This window comes from Microcoleus sp. Pol10D4 (assembly GCF_036701555.1).
Classification (GTDB): domain Bacteria; phylum Cyanobacteriota; class Cyanobacteriia; order Cyanobacteriales; family Microcoleaceae; genus Microcoleus.
This window is the reverse complement of the sequence record NZ_JAUBRA010000007.1, coordinates 46,180-64,052: the sequence shown is the minus strand read 5'-3', so window position 1 is coordinate 64,052 and position 17,873 is coordinate 46,180. Positions and strand designations below refer to the sequence as shown.

Genomic DNA, 17,873 nt, shown 5'->3' with positions numbered 1-17,873 from the left:
TTTAGAGGGAACGACAAATCGATTTTAGATTTGAGGTTTGAGAGGGAAGCCACAAATCGATTTTAGATTTGAGGTTTGAGACGCAACCCGCAAATCGATCCTCGGGCTTGAAATCAGAACATCTCTGTTTGGCGAATGCCGGAGACCGGTCGAACTCAATCGCCAAATTCTATGACAACAGCGAGAAAATAACGGTAGAATTCCTTTAATAACTTGCGATCCGGCGATGACATCAACACTTTACCAGCAAATTCAGCAACTTTACGACGCTTCTAGCGGTTTGTGGGAGCAGGTGTGGGGCGAACATATGCACCACGGTTACTACGGCCCAGATGGCAATTTGAAAAAAGAGCGCCGACAGGCTCAGATAGATTTGATAGAAGAACTGCTGGGCTGGGCTGGAGTACCCTCAGACAAGGCACTGTGTGAATCTTACCGCATTCTCGATGTCGGTTGCGGGATCGGCGGCAGCACGCTGTATTTGACCGAAAAGTTTAGTTCGATCGCTCAAAATAATTTAAAGTTGGATGGCGGGGTCGATCGTGATTTTAGCCGATCGCCCGAACTCAACAAAACGGGCGGTAGCGTTACAGCTACCGGAATTACTCTGAGTCCGGTACAGGCCAACAGAGCAACCGAACGCGCTAAAATTGCTGGGCAAGAAAGCAATGTGAATTTTTTGGTGGCCGATGCTTTGAATATGCCTTTTCCTGACGAGTCATTCGACTTGGTTTGGTCGCTCGAAAGTGGCGAACATATGCCCGACAAAATTAAGTTTTTGCAGGAATGCTGCCGCGTACTCAAGCCGGGAGGAACTTTGATTTTGGCTACTTGGTGTCACCGCCCGGTGGGAGAAACGGCGGGAGAATTAACTGATGAAGAGAGAAAGGAGTTGGCAGAAATTTACCGGGTTTATGCTTTGCCTTATGTGATTTCTTTGCCGGAATACGAGGAAATTGTCCGCAGTTTGCCTTTGACAAGTATTCGCAGCGCTGATTGGTCAAAAGCTGTTGCTCCTTTTTGGGATGTGGTGATTGATTCTGCTTTGACTCCGAGCGCGATTTGGGGTTTGCTAACGAGCGGTTGGACTACTATTCAAGCAGCACTTGCTCTCGGATTGATGAGCCGTGGATATCAGAGCGGGTTGATTCGTTTTGGGCTGATTTGTGCTGTAAAATAACAGGCATATATCAGAGAAGTTTTGAGTCTTGAGTTGATGAGTAAGGTGTGCCTTGCACACCCTAGAGAATATTATTTGTTTGGTGCGGGTGTGAGATTTATGGGCAACGATTCGATTGGCAAGTCTTGGATTGATAAAAATGCCTCGGCTCCGCAAAGCTGGGTGAGGGCATTTTGGGAGTTTTCCCGGCCGCACACAATTGTGGGTACTAGCTTGAGTGTATTGGCGTTGTACGCGATCGCCCAAAGTGCGCGGCTGTTTGTAAATCCTATATTTGGGCCCCTAGCTTTTGCCTGGTTGGCTTGCATTTGTGGCAATATTTATATTGTGGGATTAAACCAGTTAGAAGATGTTGAAATTGATAAAATTAATAAGCCGTATTTGCCGATCGCATCGGGAGTGTTTTCTCGGAAAACCGGGGAATTAATTGTAATTGCAACGGGAATTATAGCAATTTTGACCGCTGTTTTACAAGGCCCATTTTTGCTGGCTACCGTTGGTGTTAGTTTGGCGATCGGGACTGCTTATTCTCTCCCCCCAATTCGGCTGAAACGGTTTCCTTTTTGGGCGGCGCTGTGCATTTTTACGGTGCGGGGCGCGATCGTAAATTTAGGGTTATTTTTGCACTTTAATTGGGTGTTGGGTTTGGGAAGGGCGAAAAGCGCTTTTTCTGGCTGGAATTTGGAAAGTGTGTCTTTTGGGATTCCTGCGGAAGTTTGGGTGCTGACGGTTTTTGTTGTGGTGTTTACGTTTGCGATCGCCATTTTTAAAGATATCCCGGACATGGAAGGGGACAAGCAATATAATATTACTACGTTTACGATTGAGCTGGGCAAGCCGGCCGTCTTTAATTTATCTCGCTGGGTGTTGACGGTTTGTTATTTGGGCGCGACTTTGGCGGGAGCGATCGTGTTGTCTAATGTTAATTTAGTGTTTCTGGCAGTTTCTCATTTGGCGGCTTTGGGTTTGATGTGGTTTTGGAGCGCAAAAGTTGATTTGGACGATCAAATAGAAATTGCTGCATTTTATCAATTTATCTGGAAGTTGTTTTTCTTAGAATATCTGATTTTTCCCGCAGCTTGTTTGTTGGGGTAGAAGGAAGAAGTTCGGCAACGGATTTTGTAACGGATGTAACGGATGTAAGGAAGAAGGCAGTTCGGCAACGAGCAATGTACGGGATGTAACGGATATCAGTCCGAAGGAGGAAGGAAGAAGGAAGGGAGAAGGAGGAAGAAGGAAGGGGGAAGAAGGAAGAAGGAAGGAAGAGTTAACAAATTAGAACAAATTGGCAATTACAAGTTAGCGAACTCCCAAACAACCAAGACAACTATGGCTTCTCAAAAAAAATCGCGGAAATCTGCCTGCAAACTGGGTGCCGAAGACTCTTTGAAATTAGCTTGGGAACATCACCAAGCGGGACGTTTGTTAGAAGCTGAGAATTTGTATCGGCAAATAATAGAAGTGCAGCCGGAATCAGCAAACGTGCTGTGTTTGTTGGGAATAGCGGCGAGACAACAGGGAAAGATTGCAGAGGCGATCGACTTTTACGAAAAGGCGATCGCCCAAAACCGCGATTTTGTAGAAGCACATTTAAATAAGGCTAATCTTTTACTGGATGTAGGCGAGTATCAAAGGGCGATCGCCAGTTACGAACAAGTCATCAAAATCCAGCCAAATTCCGCACTCGCCTACAATAATTTGGGCTGGATCAAACAGCAACTCGCTGACATAGACTCAGCAATTTTATATTACCAAACAGCGCTGCGAATTGACCCCAACCTGCACGAAACAGCGCACAACTTAGGACATTTATTTAAACAAAAAAATCAATTAAGCGAGGCAATTGCCTGTTACCTACACGCTTTAAAAATTAATCCAAATTTGACATATTCCCTGATGGAATTGGGAACAGTTTTCCAGCAGCAAGGTAAATTAGCCGAAGCTTTCAACTGCTACCAGCAAGCGGTAAAACTCGACCCCAACAATCCCGAAGCTCACAACAATGTAGGAGCATTTTACCACGAACAAGGCAATGCAAAAGCAGCAATATCCCACTACCGACAAGCATTAAACTTAAAGCCAGATTTCGTGGAGGCTATTAACAATGTCGGACACGCTTTGGTCGATTTAGGAGAGTTTCAAGAGGCTTTTTCTTGTCACAGTCGAGCCTTGGAATTGCAGCCCGACAACGCCATCGCACACCTGGAATTAGGTTTGACTTTGCTATTGTTCGGAGATTTTCAGCGCGGTTTTGTTGAATATGAGTGGCGGTGGCGCACTCCGCAACTACAACCGAGGCAATTTAAACAGCCAGTTTGGGATGGTTCGGATTTGCAGGGTAAAACTATTTTACTCCACGTCGAGCAAGGCTTTGGCGATTCTATTCAGTTTATTCGCTACGCGCCGATTCTTCGCAGCAGAGGCGCTAAAGTTATGGTGGCTTGCTATCCAGAACTGATGCGGTTGTTTGCGACAGTTGCTGGTATTGAATATTTATCAGTTAGTTTGGAAGGTTTGCCAGAATTTGATGTTCACGCACCTCTGATGAGTTTGCCGCGAATTGTCGGGACAACTCTGGAAACAATACCGGCAAATGTTCCTTATTTAGCTCCGCCTGCTGAGTGCAAATTTGCGCTTTCTTCTGATGCCAAATTGAAGGTAGGGATTGTTTGGGCTGGGAGTCCGAAGCGTCGGAAAGACAATCAGCGTTCTTGCAGTTTGAGCGATTTTATTCGATTTTTGGATGTTCCGGGAATTGCTTTTTATAGTTTACAAAAAAACTTGTCCGAGAGCGATCGCACTTTGTTGCATCAACACTTAGTGCCGGATTTAACTCCGCATTTGAACGACTTTGCTGATACCGCTTCGGCTATATCTCAACTGGATTTAGTCATTACTGTCGATACGGCTGTGGCGCACTTAGCCGGTGCTTTAGGAAAACCGGTTTGGGTGCTGCTTTCTTTTGCTCCTGACTGGCGTTGGCTGCTGGATCGTGAAGATAATCCTTGGTATCCAACTGCGAGGCTTTTTCGCCAAGATCAGCCGGAAATTTGGCAAGAATTGTTTGAGGATGTACAGGCGGCTTTGAGTTCTTTTGCGAGCGCCAATACTGTTAGTTATTCCGAGGATTATGCCAAAGACTCGCTTGACTTCGTTTCACTCGCAATGACTGCTAATCATACGGCTTTCATCGATTCTGTGACCCTCAAAAAGGCAGATACAAGCGTAGTTCAAGAGAGTGAAAAAATATTTTTGATTGCGAGCGAAGAGTTGGCAGAAGGCTCCGCAGATAAGCAATCGCAGGGAATTGAGACATCTGTTGCGATCGGAAACGGCGGGGAGAACTTGGTTGTTTTAGAGGATTTATTGCGGCAAGCAGAGCATTTAATGGAAACAGGCGATAGGGAAGAGGCAATCGCCCTTTACGAACAGATAATATCTCTTGATCCAAATTGCGTCCAAGCGCGGATTAATTTTGGTTTTCTCAAGCAAGAAAAGGGCGAATTGGACGCAGCTATGTCGCATTACCGAGAAGCTTTAGCCATCGATCCAAATATTCCTCAAACAGCTTACAACTTGGCAAAGATTTTTGAGGAACAAGGTAAAGTGGAAGAGGCGATCGCACATTATGAGCAAGCTCTTGTCGCTGAACCGGATTTCGTACCCGCACTGATTAATTTAGCTGTGGCGCAGCAAGAAAAAGGCGAACTTTTCAGGGCGATCGAGTTGTACCGGCGAGCGCTGGAAATTAATCCGCATAGCTGGGAAGCTTATAACAATCTGGCAACTGTTTTGCAAGAACAGGGCAATTTAGAAGATGCGCTGGAGTATTATCACAAAGCTCTAGAATTGCTGCCGGATTTTGTGGAAGCTATCAACAATTTAGGCAGGACGTTTCTGGAAAAAGGCGCGGTAGAAGATGCGATATCCTGCTACAGACGAGCGATTCATTTAAGTCCAAATCACGCTAGCGCTCACCTGAATTTATCCTTGGCTTTGCTGTTGGTGGGAGATTTGGAAAATGGTCTCGCTGAATACGAGTGGCGCTGGCAAATAAAAGAATTTCATACTGGTCATTCCTGTTTTTTGACGGGGCCGGATAATACTGTTTCGGCGAGAGAATACCGGCCGCTATGGGATGGTTCGGATTTGCAGGGAAAGACTATTTTGCTGCACGCCGAACAAGGTTTAGGCGATTCGCTTCAGTTTATTCGCTATGCTGCGATCGTCAAAAATAAAGGCGGTAGGGTCATTGTTGGCTGTTACCCGCAATTGCACCGTTTGTTTGCCACGGTTGACGGCATTGATTTGCTAATAGTTAAAGGCGAGCCGTTGCCGGAATTTGACTTGCAAGTGCCGATGTTGAGTTTGCCGTATATTCTCGGTACAAATCTGGAAACAATACCGGCAAATACTGCTTATTTATCTCCGCCAGCAGGTGCTGAATTTGGACTGTTGCCCGATCGCACTTTGAAAGTTGGCATTGTCTGGGCGGGGAATCCAAAACACCGCAAAAACAAGCAGCGTTCGTGCAGTTTGAGTCAGTTTCTGCCGCTTTTGGAGGTTTCGGGAGTAAGTTTTTACAGCTTGCAGAAAGAGGTTTCCGAGGCCGATCGCGCGCTGTTGAATCAAACGTCGATCGTAGATTTGAGCCCGCATTTTGGCGATTTGGCCGATACTGCGGCTGCGATCGCCAAACTGGATTTAGTCATTAGTGTCGATACCGCTGTCGCCCATTTGGCGGGCGCTTTGGGCAAACCAGTGTGGATTTTGCTGGCGTTTTCGCCGGATTGGCGGTGGCTGTTGGAGCGTGAAGATAGTCCTTGGTATCCGACGGCGCGACTGTTTCGCCAGCATCAGCGGGGCGACTGGGAGGACGTTTTCCATCGGGTGGCGGAAGCTCTAGGCGCGGTTGCGGCTGCATTTGTGCCATCGGATTCGGCGGATGCAGAGTTTCGGTTGGGCGTGGATTTGCAGCAGCAAGCCGATTTTGGCGGTGCGATCAAATGTTATGAGCGGGCGATCGCGATCAATCCTAATTACGCAGCGGCGCACAGCAATTTAGGCGTTGTCAAACAGCACAGCGGCCAGCTAACAGAGGCGATCGCGCACTACCGACAAGCCTTAGCAATCGACGGGAATTTGGCGGAAACTGCGAGCAATTTGGGCAGCGCGCTCGCGGAAGCAGGGGAGACTGGAGAGGCGATCGCAGAATACGAGCGGGCGCTGTCTTTGAACCCGAATTGCGCGGAAGCGCTGATTAATTTGGGCCTGTTGCGGGAAGAGCAAGGGGATGTGGCGGAGGCTATAAGCTGCTATGAGCAAGCGATTCAAGTCAATCCTAATTGCGCGGTGGCTTATTTGAATTTGGGAATTGCTTTGGAGCAACAAGGGGAGGAAGCGGGCGCGAATTACGAACGGGCGATCGCGAATTACGAACGGGCGATCGCGATCGAGCCAAATTATGTGGACGCCCTGCAGCATTTAGCTTACGCCTCGATCCGACAGGGCCAAATTGACCGTGCGATCGCATACTACGAGCGAGCTCTGGCGCTGCAACCGGCTTTGGCAGAAACTGATCTCGCTTTGGGGAGTTGGCTGTCAAACCAAGATAAGTTAGATGAGGCTCTAGCTTTTTGCCAGCAGGCGATTCAGAAATTGCCAGCCAGTGCACAGGCTCACTGCAATCTGGGAATTGTCCTGCACAAACAGGGCAAAATTGAAGATGCGATCGCCTGCTATCAGCAAGCTTTGAGCCTGAAACCCGACTTTCCACAAGCTTTGAACAATCTCGGCAAAGCTTTTGAGGAAGCGGGAAAAATGGCAGAGGCGATCGATTGTTACCGTCGGGCGATCGAACTCAAACCCGGTTATATCAATCCCCTCTACAGTTTGGCAAGTGCTTTGCACAATCGCGGACAATTTGCGGATGCTCTCACCTACTACAGCCAAGCAGTTAAATTCAATGTCGCTAGCCCCGAATCTCACCTAAATTTAGGTTTAGCTTTGCTGCTGGCGGGAGATTTTCAGCGCGGTTTTTCCGAGTACGAATGGCGACTGCGGCTTCCACAAAAAGAGTACCCGGACTACAGTTTTCAACAGCCGATTTGGGACGGCAAAGATTTGCAAGGAAAAACTATTTTGCTTTGCCCGGAACAGGGTTTAGGCGATGCAATTCAGTTTATCCGCTACGCAGATTTAGTCAAGCAGAAAGGCGGTAGGGTAATTGTTTGGTGTTTGCCGCACTTGCACCGCTTGTTTGCACAAGTTGCGGGAATCGATGAGTTAATAGTTAATCCAGAGGATGCGCGAGATTTTCAAGTTCGCGCGCATCTAATGAGTTTGCCGCACCTTTTGGGAACAACTTTAGAAAGTATACCGGCGAATGTTCCTTATTTAGCTTCGCCGCCCGGTTTGGAATGTACTATTCGCCAAACTGCTAATTTGAAAATAGGGATTGTGTGGTCGGGAAATTCTCAACATTCCCAAAATAAAGTGCGATCGTTACCGCTAAATTTGTTGTCCCAACTGTTAGATATTCCGGGAGCAGAATTTTACAGCTTGCAAAAGGAAATGACAGCAGACGATAGCGCTTTGTTAGAGCAAATGCCCGTAACAGATTTAAGCTCTAATTTGCAAGACATGGCCTATACTGCGGCTGTAATATCGGCTCTGGATTTAGTGATTTCTGTAGATACTTGTGTGGCACACTTGGCTGGTGCTTTGGGCAAACCAGTGTGGATTTTGCTGTGTTTTGTGCCGGATTGGCGGTGGATGTTGCAACGCGAAGATAGTCCTTGGTATCCGACGGCGCGGCTGTTTCGTCAGTCAACAGCGGGGGATTGGGAAGGAGTTTTAGATCGGGCTGCTTTGGCGTTGAGAGAAAGAATTTGTCAGCATCAAGAATCTCGACCGCCAATAGAAACTCAGACCAATATTCAATTATATCAAAAACAGTTCAATCAGGCAAATATTCTCAAGTCGCAAGGAAAATTTGCCGAGGCGATCGCTTATTTTAAAAATGCTTTGGTTTTGCAGTCTAATTCGATAGAAGCCACCACTAATTTGGCAGTGACGCTGCACCAAACAGGCAATTTAGCCGAAGCTGCCACCTATTATCAGCGCGCGATCGAAATCGACCCTAACTGCGCTCAATCTCACAATAACTTGGGTATTTTGCTGCAAGATCAAGGCAATATACCCGATGCTGTATCTTGCTTTCAAAAGGCGATCGCCCTGAATCCGGTTTACGTCAAAGCTCTCAACAATCTCGGCGCGATCCTCCAGCAGCAGGGCGAGTTGCCGAGTGCGATCGCGTGTTTTCATCAAGCACTTTCTGTCAATGCCAATTACGTGCCAGCGCTGGTAAATTTGGGTGCGGCAATGCAAACACAATCTCAGCTAGCCGAGGCTGAACGCCTTTACGAGCGTGCAATTGGAGTAGAACCGAACAATCCTCAAGGGTACTATCACCTGGGAACATTATGCTTGGCTGCGGGCAAAATAGAACAGGCAATTTCTAGTTTGGAACGAGCAATATCTTTGAATCCGAATTATCTAGAAGCTATTACTAATTTAGGGAGTGCTGTTGAACAATTAGGAGACGTAAATCGAGCAATTTTTTGTTACAAGAAAGCTCTCGAAATTGATGCAAATTGTGTTAAGGCTCACTTCAATTTAAGCTTAGTTTTGTTATTGACTGGGGACTTGCCGCGCGGTTTAGCAGAATACGAGTGGCGCTGGCAAACTGAGCAGGCGAAAAAATTACCACGGTTGAATTTTGACCAACCAGTTTGGGACGGTTCAGATTTGAACGGGCAAACTATTTTGCTCCGATCCGAACAAGGTTTGGGCGATGCGATTCAATTTGTGCGATACGCGGCAATTATCCAGCAAAAAGGTGGCAAAGTAATCATTTCTTGCTATCAAGAACTGAAGCGTTTATTTAAGCAGATTCCTGGCATCGGACAAGTGGCGGTTCGGATGGATGAATTGCCCGATTTCCAAGTGCAAGCACCGCTGATGAGTTTGCCGTATATTCTCGGAACAAATTTAGAAAATATACCGGCAAATGTTCCTTATTTAGCTGCGCCGCCGAATTGGCAATTTTCTCTAAATTCCGATGGTAAGTTTAAAGTTGGGATTGCGTGGGCGGGAAGTGTGGAACATTTGAAGGATTTTCAGCGATCGAGCGATTTAAGCTATTTCCTGCAATTGTTAGATATTGCCGGTGTAACTTTTTACAGTCTTCAGAAAGAAATGTCAGCGGGCGATCGTACTTTGTTAACTCAAATTCCCGTGATAGATTTGAGCGACAATTTGAACGATTTTGCCGATACTGCGGCGGTGATATCGCAACTAGATTTAGTAATTTGCGTGGATACTGCTATCGCGCACTTAGCCGGTGCTTTGGGTAAACCGGTATGGATTTTGCTATGTTTTATGCCGGATTGGCGGTGGATGTTGGAACGCGAAGATAGCCCTTGGTATCCGACTGCGCGACTGTTTCGGCAGCAAACACCGGGCGATTGGGTGGGAGTTTGCGATCGCGTAAAAACAGCCTTAAAACACCTAATCTCTACTCGTTCCCAGGCTGTGCCTGATAACGCAGACACCGAAGCTTCGCCTCGATTTGCCTTGTCGCCCGCACAGGTACAATTTCACATAGCAAATGCCTTAGAAAAACAAGGTAAAAAAGCAGAAGCTGCCGCTCGTTATGAACAAGTAATGGCTGCCTCACCCAGCCACGCAGAAGCCCACAGTTGTTTAGGTTATCTCAAACAGGAAAACGGGCAAATAACCGAGGCAATTTCGCATTACAAACAAGCGCTAGAAACCAATCCCAACCTGAGTGAAACAAACTTATACTTGGGTTCTGCCCTCGAAGAACAAGGAAAAGTCGCAGAGGCGATCGACTTCTACAATAAAGCAATTCAACTACGTCCCAACTCGCCAAATTGGCGCTTGAGACTAGCCTTAGCTTTGCTCTTAACTGGAAATTTTGAGCGTGGTTTTGCGGAGTACGAATCGCGCTGGCAAACTCAACAATTGGATCCGCGCTCTTTTGAGAAACCACTTTGGGACGGCTCGGATTTGCAGGGAAAAACAATTTTATTGCACCCTGAACAAGGTTTTGGTGATACGATACAGTTTATCCGCTACGCGCAGTTAGTTAAGCAAAAAGGTGGCAAAGTTATTGTTGCTTGTCATGTCTTGCTGAAGCGTTTATTTGAAGGAATTGCAGGAGTAGATCGAGTAGGAGTCAAGCCTAGCGACTTGATAGATTTTCAAGTGCAAGCCCCGCTGCTAAGTTTGCCGCGAATTCTGGGAACGACTTTGGAAAATATACCGGCGAATATTCCTTATTTAGCTCCGCCACAGGATTTTAAATTTTTCCTAGAGGCGAACAATAAACTAAAAGTAGGTATTGTGTGGGCGGGCGGCCCGCTGCACCGCAACAATCATCGGCGATCGTGTAAATTGAGCGATTTTTTGAAATTTGTAGATGTTCCGGGAGTGAGTTTTTACAGTCTTCAGAAAGATTTGTCAGCGGGTGATTCCCTACAGGATAGCTGCGCTTCACGCACTTTATTAAATCAACACCAAATTGAAGATTTGAGCGAACATTGCGTCGATTTTGCCGATACAGCAGCAATTATTTCGCAACTCGATTTAGTAATTTGCGTAGATACTTCTGTGGCGCATTTGGCTGGTGCTTTGGGCAAACCAGTCTGGATTTTGCTGTCTTTCGTGCCCGATTGGCGCTGGATGCTGGAACGCGAAGATAGCCCTTGGTATCCCACTGTGCGGTTGTTTAGGCAGCAAAAAGTCGGTGATTGGGATGGAGTTTGCGATCGTATAAAAGCAGCCTTAGAACAGCTAATTTCCCCTCCTCTCTCTCGTTACCAGGCTCTGCCTGGTAACGCATATTCAGAGGCTCCGCCTCAAATCCAACCCCCAGAAACTCCGCCTCAAATCCAACCCCCAGAAACTCCCCCACAAATTACCGGAATGGGCATCAGTTGGCCGATCAGCATCACCAGTGGCTGGGGAATTTACGCCATGAATTTAACACTACAACTGCGGCAAAATCCAGCCTGGGAAGTTGCACTTTTAGCACCGCCATCAATCACCTCAGAATCAATGAATCCGCTGCATAAATCGCTGTTGTTACCTGTAATTGAAAAGCACAAAACTTTTCAGAAATTAGTAGCAGCCAATTCCGACAAACAAATCAGTTGTAATTTTCCCGTACTTTACGCTTTGGGGAATAATTTAGCATCCTCTGGAGTTGACAATCAAATTACCAGCGCTTGTCAAATAGGAGTCATATTTTTTGAAGACACACGAATCACAGCAGAAGCACTAGAAACAGCCAAAAAATATAGCGCGATTGTCGCAGGTTCCAACTGGAATGCGGATGTTTTGAGAAGCTGCGGCTTGACTAATGTGGCGATGGTACATCAAGGAATTGACCCAACAATTTTCCATCCTGCACCCAAATCTAATCTATTTGGCGATCGCTTCGTCATCTTCTCAGGTGGAAAACTGGAATATCGCAAAGGTCAAGATATTGTAATTGCCGCTTTCAAACGATTTCGCGCCAAACATCCAGAGGCTTTGTTACTAACAACATGGCACAACTTCTGGCCTCAATATATGCTAGGAATCGAACAAACCGGAAACGTTGCTGGACTTCCCAATATCAACCGCGACGGAAGTTTAGCAATTTCCCAATGGTTAGTCGCTAACGGTTTGCCGATTGACTCTTTTATAGACATCGCCTTAATTCCCAATCACCTCACCGGACAAATTTTGCGAGAAGCCGACTGCGCTGTTTTCACTAACCGCTGTGAAGGCGGCACTAATTTAGTCGCAATGGAAAGTATGGCTTGCGGAATCCCGACTATTTTATCAGCAAATACTGGTCACTTAGACTTAATTTACAGCCACATTTGCTATCCTTTATGGAGTCAAGGACGAGTTAAACTGACTGCTCCTTTTTCCGGTGTTGAAGGTTGGGGAGAGTCTGATGTGGCAGAAGTTGTCGAGGCTTTGGAACAAGTTTATACTAATCGCGAAGAAGCAAAACGGATCGGTTTAGCTGCGGCTAACTTTATGCTGGATTGGACTTGGGAAAAACAGGTTAAGCGTTTTTTGGATGTCATATCAAATTCGCTTTAATAATCCTCTTTTTCCGGCGAACATAAGTGGCTACTACACAAACAAAGTTTGTTTTTGCGGACTACAGAATAAAGAATCCAGATTAACTTGCGATTTGTCCCAATAGCTTTTCAGCACTATTCACGCTTTCCATATCGTAAAGTTCCCGGTTGTAACAAACAATTTGTGCTACCAACTTTTGATGATATTGCTGAGCTTTTGCCAACATAGAACCCTGGGAACGCCGATAATTGACAACGACTTCTCTCGTTCCCAAAAAGGGAATATTGTGCTTGTGGCAGTTCACCCAAAACTCCCAATCTTCGTAACCTTCTTTCATCCCAACTTTGTACCCGCTGACCAAATCCAAAATAGATTTGTGATAAAGTGAAGACGGGTGAATCATGTTAGATTTCTTGATATTTTCGGACGAATACAACTCGTAACTTGGTACTATGCGATTTTCAGTGCCAAACATTTGATAAGAACCAAAGGCTACGCAAGGTACATTTGATTTTAAACATATTTCTAAAAGGTCAGTCAAGCCGTTTTCAGCTAGGATATCATCGGCATCTAAAGGCATGATGTATTCACCGTTTGCGGTTGCTATGCCCGCATTTCTAGCACTTGAAAGCCCTTGATTTGTTTGTTCTACAAGAGTAATTTGATATTGGGAATTTGCTAATATTAAATTTTTGGCAACTGTGCTGGTACTATCTAAGCTGCCGTCGTTGACAATGATAATTTCCCAATTTTTGTAAGTTTGGTTAATCACGCTAGTTACTGCTTCCACCAAAAAATGAGATTGATTGTAGCAGGGAATAATCACAGATACCAAAGGTCGATCTGCCAATTGTGGCGATGCTGTAACTTGTTTGACACTTTCTGATTGTAAATTATGTGCCGAATTTCTAGCAGTTTGCAAACTGTAAAAATAAATCTTGGGATGGACGATGGCTAATTGATTTATATCGGTATTTTGATATTCATTTACTAACCTCGGATATCCCGACAAGTATTCTTGTTTAACAAAAATCAAGATATTCTGAGCGTACCAGGGCTCTACTTTGTCATTGTTCCATATTTTTTTTCTCAAGCAGTCAATAACTGCATAGCCGTTTTTCTGAAAGTAATAAACCCAATATTGTGGCCACTGTTCGTTAACGTGTTCGACGCCTCCTTGAAATGGTATCGCAGCAGAAAACAGAATCACCGGTGCTAGTTGAGTGAGAGAATTAACAAAGTTTTCGGCACAGGTAGTCGGCAAATGTTCGGCAACTTCCAAAGAAATTGCTAAGTCAAACTTTCGGTTTATTTGTAGCGGTTGCTTTAAATCGGCGGATTGGAACTGATTTAAAGGAATTTGTAAAAGAGTGCGATCGACATAATCGCCATCTATTCCCAAACAATCAGCAATTCCCAATTTTTGAAACGCAGCTAACCAACTTCCCGTACCGCAGCCCACATCTACCACACTTTTAGGTAAAATCGGTTGCAGCAAGTCTAACAGCAGGGGAATAATTTCTCTAGCAGAAGTGCGAGTTCCTTCTCCGATTAATTGGTAAAAATCTCTTGTATAAGATGACTGTTGGTTTTGATTGGTTTGGCTGGCTGTTTGAGAATTAATTGCCTCTAAACTGCTAATATTGTAACCGTGCAAATGTGCTGGCAACTGCCAGGAAATATTGGGATCGGGTTGATGTTTTACTGGCTCGACATTGCCCCGCCAAGCAGCGCCCATAATTTGCATTGTTTGATATACTACTGTTTGCCATCCCCTTTGTTTCAAGTAATCTAAACCTTGAGCAACATCGGGAGCCGCTAAATCGTGAAATAAAATTATCGCATCTTCTTCAGCCAATTTTTCACACGCAATGGCATCATTTAACGGCCCATCACCTCCGTGTTCTCCGTCAATAAAAATTAACGACCATTTGCGGTTGAATTGAGCGGAATATTCTTCTACTCTTTGGGGGCTATAGCCGGGTATTAGCTCGACTGAGGTTTGAACGCCAGACGCATTTAGAGCACCTTGAATTGAATCGATTACGCTTTGTCTGATGTCCTCTCTTTCTAACAGCGGATCTACGACATCTAACTCAACTCCTGCGAGGGCTAAGTGACAGGCCGACCAACCCAGCCAGCAGCCGATTTCTAAGGCTTTTTTACCTTTGAATTGCAGGGCTGTATTGTAAAGGATGTGGGCTTCGTCGCGATTCAAAAACCCGATGAATGGATAGCGCTTGTCTGCATACCAATTATGCGGAACTTCCCGGCGCAAATAAGGCCAGTTACTCGTATTTGGATCAGCAATAATCATATTGGGAAAATAGGAGTCAGGTATAATTATTTGGAACCCTGGGGAAACATAATCCCCTGGTTGTAATAAATTATTTTTGCTAAGTTCAGGTTGTTGGTAAGTCATTTTTTGTTCTTGAAATATTTGTATTGCTTCCTGTTTTTTAGGTTGATAACGGACGGTAATTTCCAGTATATCGCCGTCAGTTGCCATAAATTGTACTCGGTCAAACTGCTGGTGACCAGCTAAATGCAAAATGCCGATCGCCTCCTGCGGCAAGTACGGCTCCACGAAACAGCCTCGCTGCTTGTCCCAAACCGGAAAACCGTTGAATATCCAATTGCACCAAGCTGGGAGCATTTCAGTGAGATTGAACAATTCGCCACTGTAAACAGCGAGGTTGAGGGCAAATTGATCTGTCATGACACAGCCGGATCTTTGCAATCCTTGATTGAGTTTTTCCGCCCAAATTTCCCAGTGCAAAGCATCTTTTCGTAGTGCGAAAACTCCGGCATTTAATATCGGATAACTGTAGAATTTTTTAGCGGTTTCTTCACCAAAGTTAGCTTCATATTGTTGATAAACCCACTGCCAAAACTGAGGTAGTTGCCCGTACTGCTGCAAGCTTGCCCTGTGAACTTCGGGAACAATTGCCAGTCCCCGGCGCGATGCTCCTTCAACCAACAAATTAATTGCTCTCCAGTCTTGAACCCAAGCATCCGCATCGATCCAAAGGTATATATCAAAATTGGGAAAGTATTTTCGCAAACAAGGTCTAACTAATAGTCCTTTTAAATGTTCGGGAGCTTCATTTCTGCCCGGAAAGTCAAAGTCCCAATCGGGCTTTTTAATGATATTAACTTTTGTTTTTAACCACTGCAATTGTTCGGGAGTGCAGCCGAGATCGAAAAAGCCGATCGCCACATTTTCGCCCTCGGGTTTTTCCCGCACCGATAAAATAGTACCTCGCACCAATTCAAAGTAATTTGCATCGGCCGCCGTGATGATGATAATCTGCATAAATAGCTTTTCTAATACAATAAACTGCGGAGTATACCGTAGGGTGCGCCTCGGCGCGTCTTACTATAGTGTAGGGTGCGCCTTGGCGCGTCTTATCTATAGGCTAGCAATATTCATACAACTATACTATCGAGGAGGAATTGTGAAAAACCCAAAAGGGAAAGTTTATCTAGTCGGTGCGGGGCCCGGAGATTGTAACTTGATGACAGTGCGATCGCACAAACTGCTATCCCAAGCCGAAGTCTTAATCTACGACGCCCTCATCGACATCCCGCAACTCGAATTAATCCCAGCAACTTGTCGAAAAATCGAAGTCGGCAAACGCGGCGGCAAACCTTCCACCCAGCAGGAAGAAATTAATCGGTTGCTGGTAAAAAATTGCCAACTAGGAAAACAAGTCGTGCGGCTAAAAAGCGGCGACCCGTTTATTTTTGGTCGCTCCAGTTCCGAAATTCAAGCATTAATCACAGCGGGCTGCGAGTTTGAAGTAATACCCGGAATATCGTCCGCATTAGCCGCACCTTTACTAGCAGGAATTCCCCTCACAGATCCGGTAATGAGTCGCTGTTTTGCAGTGATGAGCGCCCATGAACCGGATGCTTTGGAATGGGAAGCTCTAGTGCATATAGAAACTTTGGTAATATTGATGGGAGGGCGAAATTTGAGTGAGATCGTCTGGCAATTGCAAAAGCACGGACGATCGCCCGAAACTCCGATCGCCATTATCCGAGATTGTGGCCGCCCCGAACAGCAAATTTGGCTCGGCACTCTCTCCAACATTGTACAGCAAACAGCAGGTCAATCTCTGTCGCCTTGCGTGACCGTAATTGGGGAAGTAGTTAGATTGCGCGAATATTTAATCCAGCCAGAAAGCACAAATATGATCGATACACCTGTCACCATTAATAATAGCAAATTGCCGCTAGCAGGAAAAACCATTTTAGTCACGCGATCGGTTTCTCAGTCGGCTGAATTTAGCGATCAACTCCAGCAACAAGGAGCTCGTGTTATCGAAATGCCCGCCTTGGTAATTGGGCCGCCGTCCACTTGGGAACCATTAGATAGTGCGATCGCGCAATTGTCAAGCTTTCACTGGTTAATTCTCACTTCTCACAACGCTGTAGACTGCTTTTTTCAAAGATTACAAGCAAAAGGCAAAGACGCGCGGAGTTTGTTTGGTATTAAAATAGCAGTTGTCGGGAAAAAAACAGCAGAAAGTTTGCGATCGCACTCTCTACAACCAGACTTTATTCCTCCCAACTTTATCGCCGATTCCCTAGTCGAGAACTTCCCCGATAACTTGCAAAACTGCAAAATCCTATTTCCGAGAGTAGAAAGCGGCGGCAGAGAAGTTTTAGTTAAAGAATTCACCGCCAAAGGATCGCAAGTAATAGAAGTGCCAGCTTACCAATCTTGCTGTCCCGAAACTATAGATCCGATCGCCCTATCCGCACTCCAAAATCAAGCGATAAATATCATAACATTTGCGAGTTCCAAAACCGTACATAACTTTTGCAACCTCATACAACAAAGCCCAAAATTGTCCTTGTCTAAGGATTGGTTGGAAAACGTTTGCATTGCATCCATCGGCCCGGAAACTTCCAAAAGCTGCCAAAATTTATTGGGTAAGTTAGATGTGGAAGCTAAGGAATATACCTTGGCTGGGCTGACTGAGGCGATCGTTGAATGGGCACAAGCGAGGTTGTAAAATAGTTGTACGATCATTAGGAGGAAAGAAACATGACCGCAAAAGACCAACTTCTTCAATAACTCGACCAAGTACCAGAACTCGTGCTGCTGAAAGTGCTTGAATTTGTCCGTTCCTTAAAAACTGAAGAAGAAGAACAACAAAAACTAGAAGCCAAAGCATGGCAGGCATATCTAGATTCAGAACGCGAAAGAAAGGAGGTTTATCGTCGCCTTGCCAACTCCTAATTTTGTCAGCCCAAGTATGGTTGTCAATATCCACGCCAGACAGATAGAAAGATTTGGTGGCACTCCCTGCGTTAGAGATGAAGGCTTGTTGGAGTCGGCTTTGGCTCAACCGCAAGCAACTTTTGGCGGTCAATTTTTGCATCCGAAAATTGCCGAACAAGCTGCTGCTTATCTCTATCACATAGCGATGAATCATCTCTTTATTGACGGCAATAAACGAACGGCTTTTGCAGTGACAGATACCTTTTTGCGTTGAAATGCTTGCACTCTGAATTT

Annotated in this window: 7 protein-coding genes; 6 read left to right on the top strand and 1 reads right to left on the bottom strand. The window is 45.5% G+C overall.

The window, feature by feature from the left end; translation table 11 throughout:
• Positions 1-226 precede the first annotated feature (226 nt).
• From QUA36_RS06040 to QUA36_RS06030, 3 genes are all read left to right on the top strand, one after another.
• Positions 227-1,180 carry a methyltransferase domain-containing protein gene (locus QUA36_RS06040; RefSeq protein ID WP_333452274.1) on the top strand — a complete coding sequence of 318 codons (954 nt, stop codon included), beginning with the start codon at positions 227-229 and terminating at the stop codon, positions 1,178-1,180.
• 36 nt (positions 1,181-1,216) lie between these two features.
• Complete coding sequence (locus QUA36_RS06035; RefSeq protein ID WP_333456141.1) at positions 1,217-2,275, top strand: homogentisate phytyltransferase; 1,059 nt, start codon at positions 1,217-1,219, stop codon at positions 2,273-2,275.
• 234 nt (positions 2,276-2,509) lie between these two features.
• Positions 2,510-12,364, top strand: coding sequence for a tetratricopeptide repeat protein (locus QUA36_RS06030; protein WP_333456140.1), 9,855 nt, complete (start codon positions 2,510-2,512; stop codon positions 12,362-12,364).
• Positions 12,365-12,446: 82 nt separating this feature from the next.
• Here the strand turns inward: QUA36_RS06030 and QUA36_RS06025 are convergent, their stop codons facing one another.
• On the bottom strand, positions 12,447-15,662 hold the full coding sequence (locus tag QUA36_RS06025; protein ID WP_333456138.1) for a glycosyltransferase: 3,216 nt from the start codon (positions 15,660-15,662) through the stop codon (positions 12,447-12,449).
• A gap of 142 nt (positions 15,663-15,804) precedes the next feature.
• On the opposite strand from QUA36_RS06025, the gene cobA reads away from it, so the two are divergent.
• The 3 genes from cobA to QUA36_RS06010 all read left to right on the top strand — a co-directional run bounded on the left by cobA (position 15,805) and on the right by QUA36_RS06010 (position 17,853).
• Positions 15,805-17,370: a uroporphyrinogen-III C-methyltransferase gene (cobA, locus tag QUA36_RS06020; protein ID WP_333456136.1), complete on the top strand. Its 1,566-nt coding sequence runs from the start codon at positions 15,805-15,807 to the stop codon at positions 17,368-17,370.
• An 83-nt stretch (positions 17,371-17,453) separates the two neighbouring features.
• Positions 17,454-17,597: a DUF2281 domain-containing protein gene (locus QUA36_RS06015; protein ID WP_333456134.1), complete on the top strand. Its 144-nt coding sequence runs from the start codon at positions 17,454-17,456 to the stop codon at positions 17,595-17,597.
• 16 nt (positions 17,598-17,613) lie between these two features.
• Complete coding sequence (locus QUA36_RS06010) at positions 17,614-17,853, top strand: Fic family protein (protein ID WP_333456133.1); 240 nt, start codon at positions 17,614-17,616, stop codon at positions 17,851-17,853.
• Positions 17,854-17,873: the final 20 nt, after the last annotated feature.